This window comes from Nitrospirillum amazonense (assembly GCF_029594735.1).
Classification (GTDB): Bacteria; Pseudomonadota; Alphaproteobacteria; order Azospirillales; family Azospirillaceae; genus Nitrospirillum; species Nitrospirillum amazonense.
In genome coordinates this window covers 950,753-972,260 of the sequence record NZ_JARPAF010000002.1, presented here as the reverse complement: position 1 = coordinate 972,260, position 21,508 = coordinate 950,753, and the positions used below count along the sequence as shown (strand labels likewise).

Below are 21,508 nucleotides of genomic sequence, written 5' to 3'. Positions count from 1 at the left end.
GCAGACCCGTCATGGGCCACCGGGCAGAGGCTCACCCCCCATCCCAACTAAGCGGCCTATCCTGCCCGCGATCAAGCGATATCAGGATCAGCCCCCTGTTGGGGGTAGCTTTTGCCGGCATCGTGGCCAAACACGGCCCTTTAACGCACGGTCCGTGCCGGTTCCGGTGATCTCAGCGGGTCCGGCCGAACGCCGCCAGCAGATGGCCAGCCAAGTCGGCGCGGGCCACGGCGGCCTGCTCGCCGCTGGCCAGGCGCTTCACCGTCACGGTGCCGGCGGCGGCCTCGTCCGGGCCCATCATCAGCACCACCGGGATGCCGGCGCGATCGGCATATTTCATCTGCTTGGCAATTTTTGCCGGTTCCAGGTGCACCTCGACGTTCAGGCCGGCGGTGCGCAGCTCACCCGCCAGGGCCAGGTAGTCGGGCAGCAGCTCGGGCGCGAACTGGGTGACCAGCACGTCGATGGTGCTGGTCTGGTCCTTCACCAGGCCGGCCTGGTCCAGCACGTAGAACAGACGGGTGGCGCCGATGGAGATGCCCACGCCCGGCAGCTTGCTTTTGGTGTACTGGCTGGCCAGGTTGTCATAGCGCCCGCCGGAGCAGACGCTGCCCATCTGCGGGAAGTCGGTCAGGAAGGTCTCATACACCGTGCCGGTGTAGTAATCGAGGCCGCGGGTGATGGAGAAATTGACGCGGAAATGGCTGTCCGGCACGCCCAGGGCGCGCAGCCCCGCCACCACCTGGGTCAGCTCCCCCAGGCCTTCATGGGCCAGGGCGCTGGTGCCGCCCAGATCCTTGGCCTTGGCCAGCATCTCATCCGTGGTGCCATCGATGCTGACGAAGGCCAGAATGGCATCGGCCGTCTCGGCCGGCAGCGCCTGCTCCCCCGTCAGGGTGGCGCGCACGGCATCCACGCCCACCTTGGGCAGCTTGTCGATCTCGCGCAGCACGGCGGCCTGAGCCTCGCCCTCGCTCAACCCCAGGCCTTCCAGGAAACCGCGCAGGATCTTGCGGTTGGACAGGTTGATCTGGAAGGGGCCGACGTCGATGCCCACCTGCGCCAGATCGCGGAACACGGTGTAGATGACGGCCGGCATCTCGGCGTCATAGACGATGGACAGGCTGTCCTTGCCGATGACGTCGATGTCGCACTGATAGAACTCGCGATAGCGTCCCTTCTGCGCCCGCTCCCCACGATAGACGCGCTGGATCTGGTAGCGGCGGAAGGGGAAGCTCAGGTCATGCTCATGCTCCGCCACATAGCGGGCGGTGGGCACGGTCAGGTCGAAGCGCAGGGCGATATCGGGCCGCTTGGCCTGTTCCAGGGCGCCGGTCGACTGTACGAAATAGATCTGCTTTTCCGTCTCGCCGCCCGACTTGGTCAGCAGCACATCCACGGTTTCGAACACCGGGGTTTCGATCTGCAGGAAGCCGAAGCGCTCAAAGCCCCGCCGGATGGTGTCCAGCATGCGCTGGAAGGCGATCTGCTTGGACGGCAGCAGTTCCATCGTGCCGGGCGGCGTGCGGGGGGCGATCAGGGCCATGGGATCGAACTCGGAATCTAAGAGACGGACAAGACGGGCTTCATACCCGATTTGCCCGGTGGCGCGCCACAGGCATGGGCAACCCCAAACCCACGGGGGTTGAGCCCGCGCGCCTGAGCGCGTACCACTGGCGCCCGGACATCATAAGCCGGACCCTGCCCCATGAGCGCGACCCCCGCCGCCCGCCTGATCCTGCGACGCCCCGACGACTGGCACTTGCACGTCCGCACCGGCGCCATGCTGCGCGCGGTGCTGCCGCATTCCGCCCGCCAGATGGGCCGGGCCATCATCATGCCCAACCTGGTGCCGCCGGTGACCGACCGCGCCGCCGCACGGCGCTACAAGGCGGAGATCGATGAGGCCTTGGGAAGCTTGCCGGAAAACGGCGGTGCCCGCTTCCAGCCGCTGATGACCGCCTACCTGACGGACGGCAGCAGCGCCGATGAGATCGCCGCCGGCTATGAGGAAGGCCTGTTCCGGGCGGTGAAGCTGTACCCCGCCCACGCCACCACCAATTCCGCCCATGGCGTCACCAACCTCGCCAATGTCGCCGGCGTGCTGGCGCGCATGCAGGACATCGGCATGCCCCTGCTGGTCCATGGCGAGGTGACCGACCCCGCCATCGACATCTTCGACCGCGAGGCGGTGTTCATCGAGCGCGTGCTGCTGCCGCTGATGGATCGCTACCCGGCCCTGAAGATCGTGCTGGAACACGCCACGACGGAAGAGGCGGTGGCCGTGGTGGAGGCGCACGGGGCCAGCGGGCGCCTCGCCTGCACCATCACCGCCCACCATCTGATGATCAACCGGTCGTCCATCTTCGCGGGCGGCATCCGGCCCCACCTCTATTGCCTGCCCATCGCCAAGCGGGAGAAGCACCGCCTGGCCCTGCGCCGCGCTGCCACCAGCGGCCAGCCGTGGTTCTTCCTGGGCACCGACAGCGCGCCGCACCCCACCAGCGCCAAGGAATCGGGCTGCGGCTGCGCCGGCATCTACACGGCGGCCAGCGCCATCGAACTCTACGCCCAGGTCTTCGACGAGGAAGGCAAGCTGGACGCGCTGGAGACCTTCGCCAGCCTGAACGGCCCGCGCTTCCACGGCCTGGCGCCCAACGAGGACACCATCACCCTGGTGCGCGACGGCTACACCGTTCCCGATCTGGTGGACGCCGGCGGCAGCAACGCTGTCCTGCCCTTCCGCGCCGGCGAACGGCTGGACTGGCGCCTGCTGCAGGACTAATACCTCCACCAATTTATCTTCCGCCCGAGGTCCCCATGATCGACGCCCAGACCGCCGCCAGCCTGACCGCCCGCATCCTCCTGGACATCAAGGCGATCCACTTCAACGCCGCCCAGCCCTTCATCCTGACCTCGGGCAAGGCCAGCCCGGTCTATATCGACTGCCGCAAGGTCATCAGCTTCCCCCGCGCCCGCTCGGCCATCATCGATTACGCCGTGCAAACAGTAATGCGCGACGCCGGATTCGAGGCGTTCGACGGTGTGGCCGGCGGTGAGACGGCCGGCATCTCCTACGCCGCCTGGATGGCCGACCGCATGGGCCTGCCCATGCAGTACGTGCGCAAGAAGCCCAAGGGCTTCGGCCGCAACGCCCAGATCGAGGGCCAGTTCGCCGAAGGCGACCGCATCCTGCTGGTGGAGGATCTGACCACCGACGGCGGCAGCAAGGTGGGCTTCGTCAACGCCCTGCGCCAGGCGGGTGCCGTTTGCGAGCACGCCTTCGTCGTCTTCCACTACGGCATCTTCCCCAAGAGCGTGGAGACGATGCGCGAGATCGGCGTCACCCTTCATGCCCTGACCACCTGGTGGGACGTGCTGAAGGTGGCGCGAGACCACAACTATTTCGATACCGGAACGATGCTGGAAGTGGAGAAGTTCCTGCACGCCCCGGCCGAATGGTCGGCTGCCAACGGCGGCAAGGTGGAAGGATAAGCCTTCCACCAGGCGGATGTTTACCGCAGCGGCATGGGGCGACCCATGCCGCTGTTTGTTTATCAGGCAGACGCAGCCGCCAGCGCCTTGCACCGCTCCGCCGTACGCTCGTCGGCCGGGAACATGCACTCGATGCGCAGTTCCTCCACCGTCACATCGCGGGCGGAGCCGAAGGTGGTGATGGTGGAGAAGAAGCGCAGGGGGTGGCCCTCACCGTCCAAGGCACCGCCGGCGAACACCGTGGTGCACAGCGGCAAGGGGTAGGCGTCGGGATCGCGCGACCGCCAGCGGGCGGGCACGCCGGGATAGGCCAGCACATCGTCCAGCAAGGTGCGCAACCCCTGGTCCAGCGGGGTGGCCGCGAGTTCGTTGTGCAGGTGGCAGATCAGGTCGCCGGCCAGGCTTTCCCAATTGCCCATGACGGGCCGCATGTCCTCCGGATCGAACACCTGGCGCAGGATGTTGTTGTGCCGGGGCATGCCGCCGCGCGCCAGGCTGACGATGCGGGCGGTGGCCCGGTTGATGCGCACCACGTCCCAGCGGCGGTTCATCACCACGGCCGGGTAGGGTTCCTGCTGGCCGATGATGAAGTCGATGGCCTGGCGCACCGGTGCCATGGCCGGGGTGGCCAGCGTCGCCTCGCTGTAGCGCGGGGCATAGCCCGCGGCCACAAGCAGGGCGTTGCGCTCGCGCAGGGGCATGTCCAGCGTATCGGCCAGTCGGGCCAGCAGTTCACGGCTGGGCTGGGCCTTGCCGGTTTCCACACAGCTAAGATGCCGGGTTGAGACACCAGCCTCCAGCGCCAAGTCCATTTGGCTCATGCGCCGTGCCGCCCGCCATTCGCGCAGCAGCAGGCCCAGCGGCGTCGGCTGGGAGGGAAGGACGGTCACGGTCGCGGCGGCGGCATGGGTCATGGTGCGGGAATGATACGGCGTCCCCGGGCAAAAGCCATGACCTCGGAGGTCAAGAAACCATGACCTGGCGGGTTATCGACCGCGAATAAGGCCCGGGCGTATCCCTGGGGCATCCGAACAACCTTCCCTTGAGGGATGAGAGATGCTTTCCGCACCGTTCGACCGCCGTCATTTCCTGCAGGGCCTGGCCGGGATCGGCGCCACCGTGGCGCTCGGGACCCCCGGTGCCGGCGCCGCCGCCCTGTCCGGCACCGGGCCGCTGAACGCCGCCGCCTACCGCAGCTTGCGCCGCTATGCCGGCACCCCCTTCGGCCATGTCGCCTACATGGACCAGGGCAACGGCCCCGACGCCCTGTTCCTGCACGGCTTCCCCCTGAACAGCTTCCAGTGGCGGGGCGCCATCGACCGGCTGTCGGCCCATCGCCGTTGCCTGGCACCGGACTTCCTGGGCCTGGGCTACAGCCGGGTGCCGGACGGCCAGGCGGTGACGCCGGATGTCCAAGTGCGCATGTTGGCTACTTTCCTGGACAGCGTGGGCGCCAACACGGTGGACATCGTGGCCAACGACAGCGGCGGGGCGGTGGCCCAGCTGTTCGTTACTCAATACCCCAAGCGGGTGCGCAGCCTGCTGCTGACCAACTGCGATACCGAGCCCGACAGCCCACCCCCGGCCCTTCAGCCAGTGCTGGAGATGGCGCGGGCCGGCACCTTCGCCGACCGCTGGCTGGCGCGCTGGGTGGCGGACAAGGATTTGGCGCGCAGCCCCACAGGCCTGGGCGGCCAGACCTTCAGCGACCCCGCCCGCCCCACGGACGAGGCCATCGACTATTACCTGGGTCCGCTGGTCAGCAGCCCCCGGCGCAAGGACCTGGTGCATGCCTACACCCTGGGCCTGGACCCCAACCCCCTGGCGGGGATCGAGAAGGAGTTGCGCCGGGTGACGGCGCCCACGCGGATCGTCTGGGGCACGGCCGACACCATCTTCGACCCCGCCGGCGGCGACTATCTGGCCGGCATCCTGCCTAACTGCCAGGGCGTGCGCCACCTGCCCCAGGCCAAGCTGTTCTTCCCAGAGGAATATCCGGACATCATCGCGGAGGAGGCCCGGAAGCTGTGGGGGGTGACAGCCTGAGAACTTGCCGCCCCCTTCCAATAAAAAACCCCGCAGGATCGCTCCTGCGGGGTTTTCGATGCACCAGACCGACTTAGGCGGCGCGGACCTGCTGCAGGAAGCGGTCCACCTGGCCGGCCAGGGTGTCGGACTGCTGGGCCAGGCCGGTGGCCGCGCCCAGGACTTGGGTGGCCGACTTGCCGGTGTCCTCGGCTGCATGCTGCAGCGAGCCAATGTTGCGCGACACTTCCATGGTGCCCATGGAGGCCTGCTGGACGTTCCGGGCGATTTCCTTGGTCGCCGCGTCCTGCTCTTCCACGGCGCCCGCGACCATGTCGGAGATGTCGTTGATCTCGGCGATGGTCCTGGAAATCGTGATGATGGCGTCAACCGCGTCGCGGGTGGCGTCCTGCATGGTGGAGATCTGGGCGGAGATTTCCTCCGTCGCCTTGGCCGTCTGGTTGGCCAGGCTCTTCACCTCGCTGGCCACGACCGCGAAGCCCTTGCCGGCTTCACCGGCGCGGGCCGCCTCAATGGTGGCGTTCAGCGCCAGCAGGTTGGTCTGGCTGGCGATGTCGGAGATCAGCTTCACCACGTCGCCGATGCTTTGGGCGCGCGAGGCCAGCGACTGCACGGTCTCGTTCGTCTTCTCGGCGGTGGAGGCGGCCGCCTTGGCGATGCGGGCCGAGGTGTTGACCTGGTTGGAAATCTCAGCGAGGGAGCCGGCCAGTTCCTCGGTGGCGCTGGCCACCGACTGCACGTTGGCCGAGGCCTGCTGCGTGGCGGCGGCGACGGCGCCGGCCTGGCTGCGGCTCTCGTCGGCCGAACCGGACAGCGTCTGCGCGCTGGACTGCATGCGGGTGGCGGCCTCGGACACCTGGGCCACGACGCCCTTCACGGTGCTCTCGAACTCGTCGGCCAGGCGGTTCATGGTGCGGCGCTTCTCTTCCGCCGACTCCCGCTCCGCCTGCTCCTGCACCTTCTTCAGGCGCTCCACTTCCAGGGCGTTGTCCTTGAACACCTGGACGGAGGCGGCCATGGCGCCGATCTCGTCGCCCCGCTCCGTGCCGGTGATGTCCACGGTCAGGTCGCCGCTGGCCAGACGGCCCATGGCGGTCTGCAGGGTGGTCAGCGGACGGCTGACAAGGAAGTGCAGCAGCACGGCCAGGCCGCCGACCAGGATCGCCAGCACGATGATGGCGGTCAGCAGCGAGCCCTTGACGGTGGAGGAGATGGCCTCGTTCAGGCCCTGGCGGCTCCACGCCACGACCAGGGTGCCGACCTGGTCGTGGTTGGCGCCGGCCTTCACCGGCGACATGACGATCAGGTGGTCGCCGCGATCGAAGGCCTTGGTCTCGGTGACCTTCTTGGGCAGGTCCTTGTCCTTGTCGATGGCGTAGGTCGGCAGGGTCTTGCTGTCGAAGCTGTCCAGGGATTCGCCATCGCCGTCGTTCACGCGCACGCCCGCCAGGCTGCCGCCCGCGCGGGTGCTGAGGTCGGCATAGGCGTCTGCGATCGAGTCCTGCTGCTTGAAGCGGACGGCGGCGCTCATCTGCTGCGCCAGCATTTCCGTTTCCTGGCGCTCAGACGCCACGGACTGGGCCAGCATGGCCTTATGCATCTGATTGGCGCTGAGCCAGATGACAGCACCCAGGCCGATAATCGTGGGAATGGCGACCGCAGGGGCGATCTTGCGCCCAATGGTAAACCAGCTTCTCGAATTTTCCGGCTTCTTCACCAGGCCACTGACACGCCCCAAAAACCCATCTGCCTCATACGACATTATTTACTACCCCTGCTTTGTTCATTGCCCCGCGCCGCTGTCGTCGCCAAGACCGACAACCACCCTATCAAACCGGTGCGCGCCCCCGAACCCCTCGCCCACAGTGCGATCGCGGCTCGGCCCAGGCCCTGGGCTAATACCTAGACATGCTTTTGCAGACCTGTAAACTGACTTATAACCTCAACTACAGTTAACGCCGCCGAGGACCATGACGACTGAAATTTATCTTTCGCAATGCGGAAAGGATTTCAGCCTGGATCCATTAGCGTCAGACTCTGGTTAAAACCCCGGAATCCAAAGCGCTAACGGGGTGAGATAAACGAAACGGGGGGAAAGGGGCTGGGCCCCGGAGTTCTTCTTAGCATTTTAAGTAATAAAAATTCAGCAGAGGTGACAAAAAACGTCACCACTCCGTCATATCGGATCACGACCCGGCAGCGGCTGGGCGACCGGGACGGTGGCTGATCGTGAACAGGGCTCGGGCCCGCAACGGACGGGCCCGAAGTGAAGACAAACGTAGGTAACAATCCGTAAACCCTTGACGGATAGTCTTTTTTAGACCGTGTACTTACTGGACTCTGGGAGGTTGGTGCAGATGAAGAAGCGGGTGGCAGCCATCGTCCTGATGGCTGGTTTGGGGGTTGCGGGCGTGGCGCGGGCGGAGTGCTCGCTGGGCACGCCCCCCGCCGTGCCGGACGGCAGCAAGGCGGCGGAAGCGGAGATGCAGGCGGCATCCGCAGCCGTGAAGAAGTTCATGGCAGAGACCCAGGACTACATGAGCTGCGTCGAGTTCGAAGGCAAAAATGGCAACGGCAACTGGCAGAAGAAGTACAACGACGCCGTCGACCAGATGCAGAAGCTCGCGAGCGAATTCAACAAACAGTTGAAAGCCTTCAAGTCCAAATAATGCCTAACGCCCGCCATTCCGCCGCGCCCCTCCCGGGGCCGGCGGACAGACGGCAGGGATTCCACTCCGAAGCACCACTTCCAGTGGCGGATAATGGTTAAGGCGCCTCACCGCCGGTGCGGCGTTTTGTCCGCCGGCGGCGATCCTATGCCCGGCTTGCCGGGAGCGCCTCCCGGCAAGCCGGGGGCGATCGGCAAGGCCGGCTGGGCATCCTTTCCGCGGGAAGGGACCGCGTCCAGCGGCACCGTCACCACCGTCGGCGGCTTGCGCGGCGTGACGATGGGCGGCATGGCCAGCCCTCGCGGCTGGACGGCGATGGAGGAATACGGCGTGCGCTTAGGCTCCGGCGGACGTTCCAGGTGGCGCGTCACCAAGTTCACCAGCGTAGCATCATCCCAAGGCTCGACCGCGCGGCCCAGGCGCAGGATCACCAGGTCGGCCGCCTTCGACACGTAAAGCCGCTGGCCACCGGCGCCCGCCATGAAGACGGTGTCAGGCTCGGCGAAGGCTTCGGCCGCCTTGATGGGGCCGCCTTTTTCCCGCGGCCAGGCGAGGCGCACCCGCATGCCCTCGTTACGGGCGAACAGCGTAGGCCGCTGCATCTCCTCCACCCAGGGCATGGGCAGGACCGGACGGTTTTCCACCTGGCCGCCATCCTTCAACAGCAGGCCCAGGCGCAGCCAGTCGCGCGCCGTTGCCTTGACGCAGCAGCCCACCAGGGTGGCGCGGCCGCTGTCATCCAGCAGCATCTCCGCCGGGCGGGCGCCGATCGGAGCCCACAGCGCCTGCGACAAATAGGCCGCCAGCGGCTGCCTGGTCGCCTTTTCCAGCACCAGGGCCAGCACCTGCAACTCACCTTCCGCCGGCTTGTAGCGGGTGCCGGGTTCCGCCTCCAGCGCCAGGCCTTTCAGCCAGACGCCGGCATCGGCCGCCGCCGCGCCGCCTGGGGTGCCGTTATCGGGCGGGAAGCCGAGGCCGCTGCTGCCCACCAGCAGGTCGCGCACGGTGATCCGACCCCGCGGATCGTCCTTCCAGTCTGGGAAGATCTGGCCCAGCGTCTGATCCGCAGAGGTGAAGAAACCATCCTGGATGGCCTTGCCGGTCAGGAAGGTCAGCAGGCCCGCCTGCAGACCGGCACCGTCCATCAGGTCCGCCGGTCGGGTGCCGGGACCGTAGTCCTCCACCTGCAGGGCGCCGCGATACCAGACCAGCAGGGCCGTGGTGCCGGTGTTGGACTCGAAAGTGTGCAGGGCCTTCAGGCCCTCATCCGAAATCTGGCGGTCATCGGGCGAAGCCACCGTCAGGATCGGACCGTCGCCGCCCGCCACCTCCACCGTCACCGGACCGCGAGGGCTCGGGGGCTCCGCCGCCGCCGGCGGTGAGGGTGGCGGCGTTTCCACATGCCTGCCCCAATGGGCCAGCAGCAGGCCGCCGCCGATGGCCACCACCGCCACCGGCGCCAGCAGCAGGGCCACCCGAAGGTAGCCGCTCCGGGGCTCACCGGGCCTGGCGGTGCCGGGCCTGGAGGCGCCGGGCTTGGGCGGGGTGGCCCCCGATTTCGGTGACTGGGACATCAGTACGCAACGCTCCCCGAAGGCGGACGGGTCCGCCCGGGCGCCGGCCCGGCACGAACTCCGGCATAAGCCTTGGCCGTGACTGTGGCACGGCCAAGGCAGCGAGAGTCGGCGGGGGCCGCCTTACTTGCGTTCGCGGACCGGGTAATCGACGCCATCAACCACTTCCCAGCTGCCGTCGGGCTGGCGGCAGATGAAGCCGGTCTGGTGGCGGAACAACTGGCCCTGGAACACCACCGAGTGGAATTCGCGGCACGGGCGGTTTTTGGCGTCGAAGCCGTCACGCAGCATCTTCACGGTGCCCTGGCGGCCCGTCTGCGGGTTCGTCCAGTTCACGGTTTCCTGGATGGGCTTGCCCGTGGCTTCCTTCAGCGCCGTCTGCAGCGCGGTCAGGTCGCTGGCGTCCAGCGTGATGTCCGTGGGTGGCGGCTTGGGCGCCTCCACCGGCGGCGGCTCGGCCGGCGCCGCGGGCTTCTCCTCGGGCTTGGCGGCACAACCCGCCAGCGCCAGCAGCATCAGTCCGGCGACCGACAGCTTCATCTTCATCCCTTTGGCTCCTGCATCCCCTGGTAAACGCCCCCCAAAATCGACGGCGCCCCGATTGAGCGCCCCTTTTGCCAAAGGTGACGCCCGCCGCGCAATCCCTGCCGAAGCCCGACCCCCGAAAGCCAGAGCCCGAAAGGCGGTATCCCGCCGAAGGGCCGAGCCCGGTGGGATGCGACGGATCGTTCGTGAAACCGCTCCCCTTCACGGGCGCAACTGGCATAATGCCGCCCGTTATTCGTGCCAGTACCGAAAGCCTGCATCGTATGACCGACATGAAAACCGGCGTAAATCCCCTGTTCCTGCGGGAGGAGGAGCTGCGGCAGGCGATGGAGATGCTGTTCTACGCCTACCGCGACTTCACCGCCGAACCCGACACCATGCTGGAGAAGATCGGCCTGGGCCGGGCGCACCACCGCGTCATCTACTTCGTGGGGCGCCATCCCCACATCACGGTGACCGACCTGCTGGGCATCCTGCGCATCACCAAGCAGAGCCTGTCGCGCGTTCTGCAGGATCTGGTGCGTGAGGAGTATATCGTGCAGCGCCAGGGCACCCGTGACCGGCGCCAGCGCCTGCTGGACCTGACGCCCAAGGGCCAGGAACTGGAACGCCAGCTGTCCGAGCCCCAGCGCCAGCTCATTGCCCGGGCCTACCGCCGGGCAGGGGCGGAAGCGGTGGAGGGCTTCCGCAAGGTCATGGTCGGCATCATGGACGACAGCGACCGGGACACGTTCGCCCAGGCCCGACCGGCCGTGGCGGCGCTGGCGAAGCGCTGAGCCCGCATTATGTTATGCTGCCGCCCCGCGACCGTTAGGGAGAGCATTCGGCCATGACGATGACGCAGCAGGCCCTGCCCGAGGAGCAACCCCACATCCTGGTGGTGGACGACGACGACCGCCTGCGCGAGGCGCTGCGGCGCTATTTGTCGCAGAACGGCTTTATCGTGTCGGCCGCGGCGGACGCGGCGGCGGCCCGGCGCATGCTGGCCTCCCTGCACTTCGACCTCATGGTGCTGGATGTGCGCATGCCCGGCGAGTCGGGGCTGCAGCTGACCCGCAGCTTGCGCGCCGATGGCGGCCTGCCCATCCTGCTGCTGACGGCCAACGGCCAACCGGACGACCGCATCGCCGGGCTGGAGGCCGGGGCCGACGACTACCTGCCCAAGCCCTTCGAGCCGCGCGAGCTGGTGCTGCGCATCACCTCCATCCTGCGCCGCCTGCCCAAGCCGGCGTCGGTCGCGGCGGAGGTGCGCCTGGGCCGTTGGGTGTTCGACGCCGAACGGGAAGAACTGCGGTCGGGCGAGGAGACCGTGCGCCTGACCAGCGGCGAGGCCAGCCTGCTGCGCACCCTGGCCGCCCAGCCGGGAGTGGTGTTCACGCGGGAGGATCTGGGGCGCGCCGGCATCGACAGCAACGCCCGCGCCATCGACGTGCAGGTCACCCGCCTGCGCCGCAAGATCGAGACCGACCCGCGCCAGCCGCGCTATCTGCAGACGGTGCGTGGCGAAGGTTATGTGCTGCGGCCCGACTGAGGCCCCCTTTTTAGTCGCTGAAGGACGCCCCATGAGCATGACGCGTGAACAGGCGCCTCGGCGCCAGGGTTTGGGGGCGCCCCCGGTGATCAACCCGTCCGGCGTCGTGAAGCGGCTGCTGCCGCGCACGCTGTTCGGCCGGTCGCTATTGATCATCACCACGCCGGTGATCCTGGCTCAGGCCATCGCGACCTTCTACTTCTATGACCAGCACTGGGAACGGGTGACCAACAACCAGGCCTTCGGCGTGGCGGGCGAGATTGCCATGGTCATTGAGCAGCTGGGCCGCGACCAGACGGAGGAGGACCAGAGCGCGACCCTGGACATGGTGACCCGCACCACCGACCTGATGGTAACCTTCCGCCCGGGCGAACGGCTGCCCAACTGGCACCGCCAGCACCTGTTCGGCATCCTGGAGCACACGCTGGGCCGGGCCCTGGATGAGAAGGTTGGCCGCCCCTGGACCATAGACACCCACGTGGCCCACGAATGGTACGGCATCAACGTGCAGCTGCCCGACGGCGTGCTGCACGTCCTGTCGCCGGAGCGGCGGCTGTTCAGCTTCACCAGCTGGGTGTTCATCCTGTGGATGGCGGGTAGCTCGCTGCTGCTGTTCACCATCGCCATCATGTTCATGCGCAACCAGATCCGGCCCATCCGCCGCCTGGCCATCGCGGCGGAGGCCTTCGGCAAGGGTCGCGACACCCCCTTGTTCAAGCCGGAGGGCGCATCGGAAGTGCGGCAGGCCGCCACTGCCTTCCTGCAGATGCGGGAACGTATCCAGCGCCAGATCAGCCAGCGCACGGAGATGCTGGCCGGGGTCAGCCACGATCTGCGTACCCCCCTGACCCGCATGCGTCTGCAGCTTGCCATGCTACCCGAGGCCCAGGAGGTGGAGGAGCTGAAGGCCGACGTGGCCGAGATGGAGGGGATGATCGAGGCCTACCTGGCCTTCGCCCGGGGCGAAGGCGCCGAACCGCCCGCCCCCACCGATGTGGGCGCCTTGCTGAGCGACGTGGTGGCCAACGCCCTGCGCGAGGGCCGGTCGGTGGAATTGAGCCTGCCGGACGCCACCATCATCGTGCCGCTGCGCGCCAACGACTTCCGCCGCTGTGTCGCCAACTTGGTGGGCAACGCTGTGCGCTACGCCGGCCGCGCCTGGGTGACCCTACAGCGCCAGGGCGGCCACCTCTATGTCCTGGTTGACGATAATGGGCCCGGCATCCCGGCGGAGATGCGGGAGGAGGTTTTCCGTCCCTTCCACCGCCTGGACAGCTCCCGCAACCAGGCCACCGGCGGTGTCGGCCTGGGCCTGGGCATCGCCCGCGACATCGCCAACCGTCACGGTGGCAACGTCCTGCTGGAAGACAGCCCCCGGGGCGGCCTGCGAGCGGTGATCAGGCTGCCTGTGTAAGCAGCGGGACAGCGGAAATGAAAACGGGCGGCACCCGAAGGTGTCGCCCGTCCATTTATCAGCGCGAGGCTGGAACCAGGCTTAGTGCTTGGTCTGGGCCTTGGCGATGGCGGCCTTCACTTCCTCGATGCTTTCCTTCACGCGGTTGGACAGCACGTCGGCGGCTTCGCTGTTGGACTTGGCGATCAGCTCGGCCAGTTCCTTGACGTTGGCCAGGGCCTTCTCGAAAGCGGTCTTCACCAGCTCGGCCTGCTTGGCGACCTTGTCTTCCGGAGTGCCGGTGGACAGGAAATCGGAAACCACGGAGGAGGTCTCCTCCAGGCTCTGACGCAGGATTTCGGCCTGGCGGCGCAGGACGGCCTGGATGCCTTCCACGGCCAGCTGGTTGGCGGCCGTCACGGCCTCGATGTTCTTGCGCTGGGCGGCGACGAAGGCATCGACGTCGATGCCCGGCACCTTGTAGTCAGCCAGCGTCTTGCTGAAGTCCACCTTGGTGAACTCCGCGAACTTGGACGGGTCGAAAAACTTCGTCATGTCGAAGTCGAGGAACGGATTGGTCGCCATAGTGTTCAGATCCCTATACGGCTTGCGCCGCTGCGGTGCGGCAATTCCGGGGGGGATAATGCTTGGGGTAAGCCAGCCGGTCAATCGTTTTTGTGCACCGCACAATAAACTCTTTTGGCTAGTACAGGCCGGCCAAGCACCGCCATAGGTCGAACCGGCTAAGACACCGGTGGCACCCGGTCCTTCCGCCTAGGCGACGTCCACCACCCGGGCGCCGCTCAGCCGGGCCAGCACATCGGGGGCGATGGCGAATACGGCATTGGGGGTGCCGGCCGCCGCCCAGACCGTGGGAAATGACAGCAAACGGCGGTCGAATAATGTGACAGGCGTCACCGCGTGGCCCAGCGGCGGAACGCCGCCTATGGGAAAACCCGTGGTCAACCGCACATACTCTGGATCAGCGCGCAGCAGCCGGTCGCCATTCAGCGTGTCGGCCAGGGCCTTGGCCACCAGGGCCTCGTTGATGCGGGTGGCGCCCGACGCCACCACCAGGACGGAGGCGTTTTTTTCGCGTGTGCGAAAAACGATTGACTTGGCGATTTGTGCCGCATCGCAACCAATCACCGCCGCGGCCTCCGCCGCCGTGCGGGTGGTGGCCGCGAATTCCACGACGTGGATGGGCTGGCCCAGATCGTTCAGCAGGTTCTGGATCTTCTGCGCGCTGGGGCTGAGGGGTCCGGCCATGACGCGTCAGCCCGCCAGTTCCCGCGACCGCCGGTTGGCGGCGGCGACCGCGCGGGTCATCAGCGGCGCCAGGCCTTGCCCCTCGTCCATCAACACGTCCAGCGCCGCCTGGGTGGTGCCCTTGGGGCTGGTGACGTTGATGCGCAGCTGGGTGGCCGTGGTATCCGGATTGCGGTACAGCAGCTCGCCCGCCCCCGTCACCGTGGCCCGCGCCAGGCGCAGCGCCAGGTCCGGCGGCAGGCCCACGGCGGCGCCGGCGGCGGCCATGGCCTCCACCAGGTGGAAGACATAGGCGGGGCCGCTGCCCGACACGGCGGTGACCGCGTCGATCAGCCCCTCATTCTCCACCCAGACCACCTCGCCCACGGCGCTCAGCAGCCCCTGGCACAGGTCGCGCTGGCTGGCCGAGACGGCCGGCGTGGCATAGGCGCCGGAGATGCCCCGGCCCACGGCGGCCGGCGTGTTGGGCATGGCCCGTACTAGGGCGGCGCCAGCGCCTAGTACCTTCTGGAAATAGGCGATGGTCTTGCCGGCGGCAATGGACAGGAAGACAGCGCTGCCGCCATACGCGGCGTAGGCCGGCAGCGCCTGATCCATCATCTGGGGCTTCACGGCCAGCACGACGGCGGTGGGACTGAAATCCGCCGGGATGGCGGCGGGATCGGACACCAGGACCGTCCCCTCCGGCGCGGAAGCGGCAGGGGCCACGGGGTCGACGATGACCACGCGGCGGACGGTGCCCGCCGCCTGCCAGCCGGCAAGCATGGCGCCGCCCATCTTGCCGAAGCCCACCAACAACAAATTCACAGCCGTCATCCCCGCACCCAATTTATGACATTCCAACGGAGGTCCCGGGGTGTGGGCTGTATCAAGCTTCGCCAAGCGTGTCCAGAATGGCGGCGGAAACGGCGTCCGCGGCACTTTTGCCGCCCCAGATGACGAACTGGAACGCGGGGTAGTAGCGCTCGCACTCCGCCACCGCGATTTCGACCAGATCCTCGATCTGTTCCACGCTGGCGGCCCGCGTGCCCCGCAGCAGCAGCGTCTGGCGGAACATGGGCGTGTGCTCTTCACTGCACACGTCGAAGTGGCCCAGCCACATCTTGCCGTTCACTTCGGCCAGCAGTTCGGTGACGGCGAGCTTGCGCGCCGGCGGCACCTTCATGTCGAACTGACATGAGAACTGCATGGCGCTGACTTCGTTCTGCCACACGAAAAACAGCCGGTAGTCGCACCACCGGCCGTTGATCTCGACGATCATCTCGTCTTCGCTGGCGCGCTCGAACGGCCATTCGTTGGCCGAGACGATCTCCTCGACGATATCAAGGGGATTGTGTGTGGTGCTGCTAGTCTCGACGGCAAGTGCCGACATGATACGCCCTCCTGTCGCGCGCGATGGCAAGGGACGACCCATCCCACCCGGCGCCGGACCGAAAACGTCCGATCCGCTCAAAAACAAAATCTGGTGCTGCCGGGCGTGGGAGCTACCAGGGGTACGGTGCCAGAGGACAACCGCCCTCGCAACCGTCTTCTACCCGGCCGCCGGGCCCGTTCGGTGCCCACCCCTTGTGAGCAGGGCCGGAAGCCCGGGATCCCTTGGGTTTCGGCCCAAGGCACCCCTTTCGGCCAGGGAGGTGCACGCTCAGGCCGGCTTATCCGCCTCGGCCGCGGCCTTGGCCACAACCGACTCAAGATGGGCGACGCGATCCAGCAGCGCCTGCTGCAGGACCATCAGCCGGTTGATCTCATCCTCCTGCGCGCGGGCGCGGGCCGCCATTTCCTTCACGGCCTCGAACTCGTCCCGGCGGACCATGTCCAGGCCGCTGAGAACGCGTTCCAAACGCTGGCGCACATGGCCCTCGACCTCGTTCTTCAGCCCGGCCACGGCGCCGACGGCGCCCCCGGCCACACGGGCCAAATCGTCCAGCACCTTGTTGTCCACCTGCATCGCCTCGATCCTCAAAGCAGTACCGCCGACGCCCCGGTACCGTTGCGGCGGGACCCGGAAAGCGAACGGCCATCAAGCCGCCATTATCGCGCCCCACGTTCGCACGTGCAACAGCACCTTCGAAGCGCCCTCGGGAGCGCCCCGGGGGAGCGTTACGGGGCATGCCGCAGGGCCCGGATTCCGGCCGCTGGTTGCGACCGGGGCCTGGGGCCCCTATAAAGCCGGACAGCCGAGTCCATTTCTTTCATACGGTCGGCCATGTGGGGGCGGACGCCCGCCGGGACAAGGGCGCGCCGATGTGCCCGGCACCCACCGCATGACAGGCCGGAAGAAGACGTCCACGGGGATATCCGCAGCATCATGGCCCTCGCCTTTCCCAACATCAGCCCGACGATCGTCGAGATCGGCCCCTTCGCCCTGCGCTGGTACGCGCTGGCCTACATCGTGGGGGTGACGCTGGGCTACCGCCTGGCGCTGGGCATGGCCCGGCGCGTGAACGGCCGCCCCACCCCGGCGGAGCTGGATGACTTCCTGGTCTGGGCCGTGGTCGGCGTGCTGGCCGGCGGGCGCCTCGGCTTCATCCTGTTCTATAATCTGGATTTCTACCTGCAACATCCGCTGGACATGCTGAAGGTCTGGAACGGCGGCATGTCCTTCCACGGTGGCATGACGGGCGTGGCCCTGGCCGTGCTGCTGTTTGCACGGCGGCGCGGCTTCAACCCGCTGTTCCTGGGGGACCTGGCCGCCGTGGCCGCCCCCATCGGCCTATTCCTGGGTCGCCTGGCCAATTTCGTGAACGGGGAACTGTGGGGCCGTCCCACCGACGTGCCCTGGGGCATGATCTTCCCCCATGCCGACGACCTGCCCCGCCACCCCAGCCAGCTGTATGAGGCGGGGCTGGAGGGCATCGTGCTGTTCACCGCGCTGTTCCTGCTGTCACGCATCCCGTCGGTCCGGGACCGCACCGGCACGCTGACCGGCGCGTTCCTCATCGGCTACGCCCTGTGCCGCATCACCGCCGAATTCTTCCGCGAGCCCGACGTGCAGGTCGGCTTCCTGCTGGGCGGCGGCGTCACCATGGGCCAGATCCTGTCGGTGCCCATGCTGCTGATCGGCGTGATCCTGGTCGCCCTGGCCCGCCGGCGCGTGCCGGCAGCGGCCTGATGTCCGGCGCGACCCCGGCCACCGCGGCGCCGGCGACCCTGGCTGAACACCTGATTCGCCGCATCGGCGGCGAAGGCCCCCTACGCCTGTCCACCTTCATGGCCGAGGCGCTGGGCCATCCCACGCTGGGCTATTACACCACCCGCGACCCGCTGGGCGCCGCTGGCGACTTCACCACCGCGCCTGAGATCAGCCAGATGTTCGGGGAACTGCTGGGCCTGTGGTGCGCGCAAGCGTGGCTGACCCTGGGCTCCCCCACGCCTCTGCATCTGGTGGAGCTGGGCCCCGGGCGCGGCACGCTGATGGCCGACGCGCTGCGCGCCATGGCCCGGGTTCCCGGCCTGACCCAGGCCCTGCGCGTCCACATGGTGGAGACCAGCCCGTCCTTGCGCGCACGGCAGCGTGCGACGCTGGCAGCCCTGCCCACCGCCGCACAGCCGCCCCAACCCATCGCCTGGGCCGACAGCCTGGAGGCGGTGCCCGACGGGCCGATGCTGCTGCTGGCCAACGAATTCTTCGACGCCCTGCCCATCCGCCAGATGCAGAGGACGGCGCGCGGCTGGGCCGAGCGCTGCGTCACCTGGCTTGAACCGGAAAGCCGTTTCGCCTGGACGCTGGACGCCAGCGGCGGCGCCGAACTGCTGGTGCCGCCTGAGCTTCGGGACGCGCCCCTGGGCGCGGTGGTGGAGCTGTGCCCCGCCGCGCTGACCGTGGCGGGGGAGATCGGGCGCCGCCTGGCCACCTACCCGGGCGCCGCGCTGGTGGTGGACTATGGCTATGACGCGCCGCCCCTGGGCGACACGCTGCAGGCGGTGCGCAGCCACGCCTACGCCCCCGTGCTGGACGCCCCTGGCCAAGCCGATCTGACCGCCCATGTGGATTTCCGCACCCTGGCCGCAACGGCGGTGGCGGTCGGCGCCCAGTCCCATGGCATCGTCGGACAGGGAGTCTTGCTGCACCGTCTGGGCATCCAGCAGCGCGCCGCCACCTTGAAACGGGGCGCCATGCCCCCGCAGGCCCGTGTCATCGACCTGGCGCTGGACCGCCTGACCGCCCCCGACCAGATGGGCCGCCTGTTCAAGGCCCTGGCCCTGACCAGCCCGGGCGCGCCGCCGCCCGCCGGCTTCGAACCCAGCGAAGGCTGATCCATGACACCGTCACCCCCCGCCGCCCCGATCCCTGAAGACCGCCCCTACCTGACCTTGGACGCCCTGGACCTGCCCGGCGTGCGCCATGGCTATTTCACCCGGCGTGGCGGTGTCTCCACTGGGCTCTATGCCGGGCGCAATGTTGGCTTCGGCTCCAACGACGCAGCGGCCGCGGTGGCGGAAAATCGGGCGCGGTGCGCCGCCGACCTGGGCCTGCCGGCGGACAGCCTGGTCACCGTCTACCAGATGCACAGCCCCACGGTGGTGACGGTAGAGCACCCCTGGGCACGGGATGACGCGCCCCAGGCCGATGCCATGGTCACCCGCCGGCGGGGCATCGCCCTGGGCATCCTGACGGCGGATTGCGTGCCCGTTCTGTTTGCCGATTCGACCGCCGGGGTGATCGGCGCCGCCCATGCCGGCTGGAAGGGCGCCTTCACCGGCGTGCTGGAGGCCACGGTGCGGGCCATGGCGGATCTGGGCGCCGATCCCGCCCGCATCGTCGCCGGCGTCGGCCCGCATATCGGCGCCGCCTCTTATGAAGTGGGGCCTGAGTTCGAGGCCCGTTTCCTGGAGGACGACGCCGGCAACGCCCGCTTCTTCCATGCCGGCCAGCGGGCGGACCACCCCCTGTTCGACATCGGGGCCTACGTCGGGCACCGGCTGTCCGGATGCGGCTTGGCCAGCGTGGCGCATACTGGTCATGATACGGTTGAGCGGGAGGATCTGTTCTTCAGCTACCGGCGGTCCACCCTGCGGTGCGAGGTTGATTATGGCCGCCATATCAGCGTCATAGCCCTGGAATCTTTCCCTTGAGACCGTCCCCGGCGGGGGTCCGGCCACCTATTATCAGCGCATGCCCCCCGTGCCCAGACAGCGGGGGGCGGCGGTTTACAGCCTAGGCCTTGCTTGATATGGTCCGCGCGCCTTTATGAAGGTATGAAGACGCCCCGGCGTCGCCCACTTCCTATTATTAAGAGCGACCCCATGAAGCTCATCGCCGGCAACAGCAATCGCCCGCTTGCCGAGGCCATTTCGGTCTGCCTGAAGGTTCCGCTGACGAAGGCCAGCATCCGGCGCTTCAGCGACATGGAAGTCTTCGTGGAAATTCTGGAGAACGTCCGCGGCGAGGACGTGTTCGTCATCCAGTCCACCTCTTATCCCGCCAACGACAACCTGATGGAATTGCTGGTCACCATCGACGCCCTGCGTCGCGGCTCGGCCCGGCGCATCACGGCTGTGCTGCCCTATTACGGCTATGCCCGCCAGGACCGCAAGACGGGTCCCCGCACCCCCATCTCGGCCAAGCTGGTCGCCAACCTAATCACCACCGCCGGTGCCAACCGCGTGCTGACCATGGATTTGCACGCCGGCCAGATTCAGGGCTTCTTCGATATCCCCACCGACAACCTGGTGGCCGCCCCGGTGTTCGTGCAGGACATCGAGGCCACCATGGGCCGTGACAACCTGATGATCGTGTCGCCGGACGTGGGCGGCGTGGTGCGCGCCCGCGCCATCGCCAAGCGGCTGGACGCCGACCTGGCCATCATCGACAAGCGGCGTGAGCGCGCCGGCGTGTCGGAGGTGATGAACGTCATCGGTGACGTCAGCGGCCGCGACTGCATCCTGGTCGACGACATCGTGGACAGCGCCGGCACCCTGTGCAACGCCGCGGTTGCCCTGAAGGAGCGGGGCGCCAAGTCGGTGCGCGCCTACGTCACCCATGGCGTGCTGTCGGGCGGCGCCGTCGCCCGCGTGGCCCAGTCCCCGCTGGAGGCACTGATCACCACCGACAGCATCCAGGCGACCGAGGCCGTCCGCGTCTCGCGCAACGTGCGCCACCTGACCGTCGCCCCCCTGATCGCCGAGGCCATCGAGCGCATCAGCAACGAGAAGTCGGTGTCTTCCCTGTTCGACTGAACCTACGGTCAGCCGCGCCGGCCTGTTCGACTGAACCTTCCCTCGACCAATGCCAAGTGCCTCGAAGGCGGCCTCATGGCCGCCTTCGTGACTCTATGGCTTGACTCCGGGCCGTCGCGCGCATACACCCGCGCATTCCGACCGCGTCAGCACCCCTGGAGGCTGGCGCATTTTCTTAAGGAGAGTACCAATGACCCAGATTATCGCGCTCGCCGCCGAGGCGCGGAACGGGGCAGGCAAGGGGACCGCCCGTCAGACCCGCCGCGATGGCCGCATCCCTGCCGTGATTTACGGCAACAAGGAAAAGCCGGTGACGATCTCCCTGGAGGCGGTCACCTTCACCCGCGTGCTGCACAAGCCGGGCTTCTTCACGCACCTGTACGACGTGACCGTCGACGGCGTGACCACCCGCACCCTGCCGCGCGACGTCCAGTTCGACCCGGTGACCGACCGTCCCCTGCACGTCGACTTCCTGCGCGTCAGCGACACCACCGAAATCGTGGTGAAGGTTCCGGTGGAGTTCACCGGCCATGACGCCAGCCCCGGCCTGAAGCGTGGCGGCGTGCTGAACATCGTCCGCCACGAGGTGGAGATGCACGTCCGCGCCAACGACATTCCGGAACACCTGACCGTGTCCCTGGAAGGCTTCGACGTGGGTGCCTCGATCCACATCAGCGCCGTGAAGCTGCCGGAAGGCGCCCGCCTGGTCGTCACCGACCGCGACTTCACCGTCGCCACCATCGCCGCTCCCTCGGGCCTGAAGTCCGAAGAGAACGCGGCGGCGGCTGCCGAGGCCTGATAGACG

The 21,508-nt window shown here is 67.7% G+C and carries 22 protein-coding genes; 12 read left to right on the top strand and 10 right to left on the bottom strand.

What is annotated here, in order from left to right:
* Nucleotides 1-172: 172 nt before the first annotated feature.
* Entirely contained in the window at nucleotides 173-1,546 is a 1,374-nt protein-coding gene (gene hisS, locus P5F91_RS10585) for a histidine--tRNA ligase (RefSeq protein WP_145613279.1), read from the bottom strand.
* A gap of 162 nt (nucleotides 1,547-1,708) precedes the next feature.
* On the opposite strand from hisS, the gene pyrC reads away from it, so the two are divergent.
* A complete protein-coding gene (gene pyrC, locus P5F91_RS10580; protein ID WP_277907166.1) occupies nucleotides 1,709-2,785 on the top strand; it encodes a dihydroorotase in 1,077 nt (358 codons plus the stop codon).
* Between the two features lie 35 nt (nucleotides 2,786-2,820).
* Nucleotides 2,821-3,495: an orotate phosphoribosyltransferase gene (locus P5F91_RS10575; RefSeq protein ID WP_145613281.1), complete on the top strand. Its 675-nt coding sequence runs from the start codon at nucleotides 2,821-2,823 to the stop codon at nucleotides 3,493-3,495.
* A 62-nt stretch (nucleotides 3,496-3,557) separates the two neighbouring features.
* Here the strand turns inward: P5F91_RS10575 and P5F91_RS10570 are convergent, their stop codons facing one another.
* Nucleotides 3,558-4,409 carry a helix-turn-helix domain-containing protein gene (locus P5F91_RS10570; protein ID WP_145613282.1) on the bottom strand — a complete coding sequence of 284 codons (852 nt, stop codon included), beginning with the start codon at nucleotides 4,407-4,409 and terminating at the stop codon, nucleotides 3,558-3,560.
* Nucleotides 4,410-4,551: 142 nt separating this feature from the next.
* Between P5F91_RS10570 and P5F91_RS10565 the strand changes: the two genes are divergently transcribed.
* On the top strand, nucleotides 4,552-5,541 hold the full coding sequence (locus P5F91_RS10565) for an alpha/beta fold hydrolase (RefSeq protein ID WP_145613283.1): 990 nt from the start codon (nucleotides 4,552-4,554) through the stop codon (nucleotides 5,539-5,541).
* A gap of 73 nt (nucleotides 5,542-5,614) precedes the next feature.
* On the opposite strand, the gene P5F91_RS10560 is transcribed toward P5F91_RS10565, so the two are convergent.
* Nucleotides 5,615-7,129, bottom strand: coding sequence for a methyl-accepting chemotaxis protein (locus P5F91_RS10560; protein ID WP_277907163.1), 1,515 nt, complete (start codon nucleotides 7,127-7,129; stop codon nucleotides 5,615-5,617).
* A 769-nt stretch (nucleotides 7,130-7,898) separates the two neighbouring features.
* Here P5F91_RS10560 and P5F91_RS10555 point away from each other — a divergent pair.
* Nucleotides 7,899-8,210, top strand: coding sequence for a hypothetical protein (locus P5F91_RS10555; protein ID WP_145613285.1), 312 nt, complete (start codon nucleotides 7,899-7,901; stop codon nucleotides 8,208-8,210).
* Between the two features lie 107 nt (nucleotides 8,211-8,317).
* Here P5F91_RS10555 and P5F91_RS10550 read toward each other — a convergent pair whose 3' ends face one another.
* Together P5F91_RS10550 and P5F91_RS10545 are read right to left on the bottom strand one after the other, a co-directional pair.
* The gene (locus P5F91_RS10550; protein WP_277907162.1) at nucleotides 8,318-9,784 is read right to left on the bottom strand and encodes a serine hydrolase domain-containing protein; all 1,467 of its coding nucleotides are present in this window, start codon (nucleotides 9,782-9,784) and stop codon (nucleotides 8,318-8,320) included.
* Nucleotides 9,785-9,907: 123 nt separating this feature from the next.
* Complete coding sequence (locus tag P5F91_RS10545) at nucleotides 9,908-10,330, bottom strand: RT0821/Lpp0805 family surface protein (RefSeq protein WP_145613287.1); 423 nt, start codon at nucleotides 10,328-10,330, stop codon at nucleotides 9,908-9,910.
* Between the two features lie 263 nt (nucleotides 10,331-10,593).
* On the opposite strand from P5F91_RS10545, the gene P5F91_RS10540 reads away from it, so the two are divergent.
* From P5F91_RS10540 to P5F91_RS10530, 3 genes are read left to right on the top strand one after another with little or no spacing between them, the layout of a single operon-like run.
* A complete protein-coding gene (locus tag P5F91_RS10540; RefSeq protein WP_145613288.1) occupies nucleotides 10,594-11,106 on the top strand; it encodes a MarR family winged helix-turn-helix transcriptional regulator in 513 nt (170 codons plus the stop codon).
* Between the two features lie 53 nt (nucleotides 11,107-11,159).
* Nucleotides 11,160-11,861: a response regulator gene (locus P5F91_RS10535; protein WP_145613289.1), complete on the top strand. Its 702-nt coding sequence runs from the start codon at nucleotides 11,160-11,162 to the stop codon at nucleotides 11,859-11,861.
* A 31-nt stretch (nucleotides 11,862-11,892) separates the two neighbouring features.
* Entirely contained in the window at nucleotides 11,893-13,275 is a 1,383-nt protein-coding gene (locus P5F91_RS10530; RefSeq protein ID WP_145613290.1) for an ATP-binding protein, read from the top strand.
* Between the two features lie 81 nt (nucleotides 13,276-13,356).
* Here P5F91_RS10530 and P5F91_RS10525 read toward each other — a convergent pair whose 3' ends face one another.
* The 5 genes from P5F91_RS10525 to P5F91_RS10505 all read right to left on the bottom strand — a co-directional run bounded on the left by P5F91_RS10525 (nucleotide 13,357) and on the right by P5F91_RS10505 (nucleotide 16,471).
* The gene (locus P5F91_RS10525; protein WP_004272223.1) at nucleotides 13,357-13,839 is read right to left on the bottom strand and encodes a phasin family protein; all 483 of its coding nucleotides are present in this window, start codon (nucleotides 13,837-13,839) and stop codon (nucleotides 13,357-13,359) included.
* Nucleotides 13,840-14,028: 189 nt separating this feature from the next.
* Nucleotides 14,029-14,523 carry a YbaK/EbsC family protein gene (locus tag P5F91_RS10520; protein WP_145613291.1) on the bottom strand — a complete coding sequence of 165 codons (495 nt, stop codon included), beginning with the start codon at nucleotides 14,521-14,523 and terminating at the stop codon, nucleotides 14,029-14,031.
* Between the two features lie 6 nt (nucleotides 14,524-14,529).
* On the bottom strand, nucleotides 14,530-15,339 hold the full coding sequence (gene proC, locus P5F91_RS10515; protein WP_145613292.1) for a pyrroline-5-carboxylate reductase: 810 nt from the start codon (nucleotides 15,337-15,339) through the stop codon (nucleotides 14,530-14,532).
* A gap of 52 nt (nucleotides 15,340-15,391) precedes the next feature.
* Nucleotides 15,392-15,895 (bottom strand): type III secretion system chaperone family protein, encoded by a 504-nt coding sequence (locus P5F91_RS10510; RefSeq protein WP_088870881.1) that lies wholly within the window; start codon nucleotides 15,893-15,895, stop codon nucleotides 15,392-15,394.
* Between the two features lie 270 nt (nucleotides 15,896-16,165).
* Nucleotides 16,166-16,471 (bottom strand): accessory factor UbiK family protein, encoded by a 306-nt coding sequence (locus tag P5F91_RS10505; RefSeq protein ID WP_145613293.1) that lies wholly within the window; start codon nucleotides 16,469-16,471, stop codon nucleotides 16,166-16,168.
* A gap of 360 nt (nucleotides 16,472-16,831) precedes the next feature.
* On the opposite strand from P5F91_RS10505, the gene lgt reads away from it, so the two are divergent.
* From lgt to P5F91_RS10480, 5 genes are all read left to right on the top strand, one after another.
* Nucleotides 16,832-17,635: a prolipoprotein diacylglyceryl transferase gene (lgt, locus tag P5F91_RS10500; protein ID WP_145613294.1), complete on the top strand. Its 804-nt coding sequence runs from the start codon at nucleotides 16,832-16,834 to the stop codon at nucleotides 17,633-17,635.
* A complete protein-coding gene (locus tag P5F91_RS10495; protein WP_145613295.1) occupies nucleotides 17,635-18,780 on the top strand; it encodes a class I SAM-dependent methyltransferase in 1,146 nt (381 codons plus the stop codon). Before lgt ends, P5F91_RS10495 begins: the two co-directional genes overlap by 1 nt.
* Before the next feature lie 3 nt (nucleotides 18,781-18,783).
* Complete coding sequence (gene pgeF / locus P5F91_RS10490) at nucleotides 18,784-19,599, top strand: peptidoglycan editing factor PgeF (protein WP_145613296.1); 816 nt, start codon at nucleotides 18,784-18,786, stop codon at nucleotides 19,597-19,599.
* Between the two features lie 171 nt (nucleotides 19,600-19,770).
* Complete coding sequence (locus P5F91_RS10485) at nucleotides 19,771-20,703, top strand: ribose-phosphate pyrophosphokinase (protein WP_145613297.1); 933 nt, start codon at nucleotides 19,771-19,773, stop codon at nucleotides 20,701-20,703.
* Nucleotides 20,704-20,893: 190 nt separating this feature from the next.
* Nucleotides 20,894-21,502, top strand: a complete 609-nt coding sequence (locus P5F91_RS10480) for a 50S ribosomal protein L25/general stress protein Ctc (RefSeq protein ID WP_145613298.1) — start codon at nucleotides 20,894-20,896, stop codon at nucleotides 21,500-21,502.
* The last annotated feature ends 6 nt before the right edge of the window (nucleotides 21,503-21,508 follow it).

What these genes read in the sequence shown, in the direction of transcription:
- hisS (WP_145613279.1), bottom strand. Translation starts at nt 1,546, where the DNA reads ATGGCCCTGATCGCCCCCCGCACGCCGCCCGGCACGATGGAACTGCTG.
- pyrC (WP_277907166.1), top strand. Translation starts at nt 1,709, where the DNA reads ATGAGCGCGACCCCCGCCGCCCGCCTGATCCTGCGACGCCCCGACGAC.
- P5F91_RS10575 (WP_145613281.1), top strand. Translation starts at nt 2,821, where the DNA reads ATGATCGACGCCCAGACCGCCGCCAGCCTGACCGCCCGCATCCTCCTG.
- P5F91_RS10570 (WP_145613282.1), bottom strand. Translation starts at nt 4,409, where the DNA reads ATGACCCATGCCGCCGCCGCGACCGTGACCGTCCTTCCCTCCCAGCCG.
- P5F91_RS10565 (WP_145613283.1), top strand. Translation starts at nt 4,552, where the DNA reads ATGCTTTCCGCACCGTTCGACCGCCGTCATTTCCTGCAGGGCCTGGCC.
- P5F91_RS10560 (WP_277907163.1), bottom strand. Translation starts at nt 7,129, where the DNA reads ATGCTGGCCCAGTCCGTGGCGTCTGAGCGCCAGGAAACGGAAATGCTG.
- P5F91_RS10555 (WP_145613285.1), top strand. Translation starts at nt 7,899, where the DNA reads ATGAAGAAGCGGGTGGCAGCCATCGTCCTGATGGCTGGTTTGGGGGTT.
- P5F91_RS10550 (WP_277907162.1), bottom strand. Translation starts at nt 9,784, where the DNA reads ATGTCCCAGTCACCGAAATCGGGGGCCACCCCGCCCAAGCCCGGCGCC.
- P5F91_RS10545 (WP_145613287.1), bottom strand. Translation starts at nt 10,330, where the DNA reads ATGAAGATGAAGCTGTCGGTCGCCGGACTGATGCTGCTGGCGCTGGCG.
- P5F91_RS10540 (WP_145613288.1), top strand. Translation starts at nt 10,594, where the DNA reads ATGACCGACATGAAAACCGGCGTAAATCCCCTGTTCCTGCGGGAGGAG.
- P5F91_RS10535 (WP_145613289.1), top strand. Translation starts at nt 11,160, where the DNA reads ATGACGATGACGCAGCAGGCCCTGCCCGAGGAGCAACCCCACATCCTG.
- P5F91_RS10530 (WP_145613290.1), top strand. Translation starts at nt 11,893, where the DNA reads ATGAGCATGACGCGTGAACAGGCGCCTCGGCGCCAGGGTTTGGGGGCG.
- P5F91_RS10525 (WP_004272223.1), bottom strand. Translation starts at nt 13,839, where the DNA reads ATGGCGACCAATCCGTTCCTCGACTTCGACATGACGAAGTTTTTCGAC.
- P5F91_RS10520 (WP_145613291.1), bottom strand. Translation starts at nt 14,523, where the DNA reads ATGGCCGGACCCCTCAGCCCCAGCGCGCAGAAGATCCAGAACCTGCTG.
- proC (WP_145613292.1), bottom strand. Translation starts at nt 15,339, where the DNA reads ATGACGGCTGTGAATTTGTTGTTGGTGGGCTTCGGCAAGATGGGCGGC.
- P5F91_RS10510 (WP_088870881.1), bottom strand. Translation starts at nt 15,895, where the DNA reads ATGTCGGCACTTGCCGTCGAGACTAGCAGCACCACACACAATCCCCTT.
- P5F91_RS10505 (WP_145613293.1), bottom strand. Translation starts at nt 16,471, where the DNA reads ATGCAGGTGGACAACAAGGTGCTGGACGATTTGGCCCGTGTGGCCGGG.
- lgt (WP_145613294.1), top strand. Translation starts at nt 16,832, where the DNA reads ATGGCCCTCGCCTTTCCCAACATCAGCCCGACGATCGTCGAGATCGGC.
- P5F91_RS10495 (WP_145613295.1), top strand. Translation starts at nt 17,635, where the DNA reads ATGTCCGGCGCGACCCCGGCCACCGCGGCGCCGGCGACCCTGGCTGAA.
- pgeF (WP_145613296.1), top strand. Translation starts at nt 18,784, where the DNA reads ATGACACCGTCACCCCCCGCCGCCCCGATCCCTGAAGACCGCCCCTAC.
- P5F91_RS10485 (WP_145613297.1), top strand. Translation starts at nt 19,771, where the DNA reads ATGAAGCTCATCGCCGGCAACAGCAATCGCCCGCTTGCCGAGGCCATT.
- P5F91_RS10480 (WP_145613298.1), top strand. Translation starts at nt 20,894, where the DNA reads ATGACCCAGATTATCGCGCTCGCCGCCGAGGCGCGGAACGGGGCAGGC.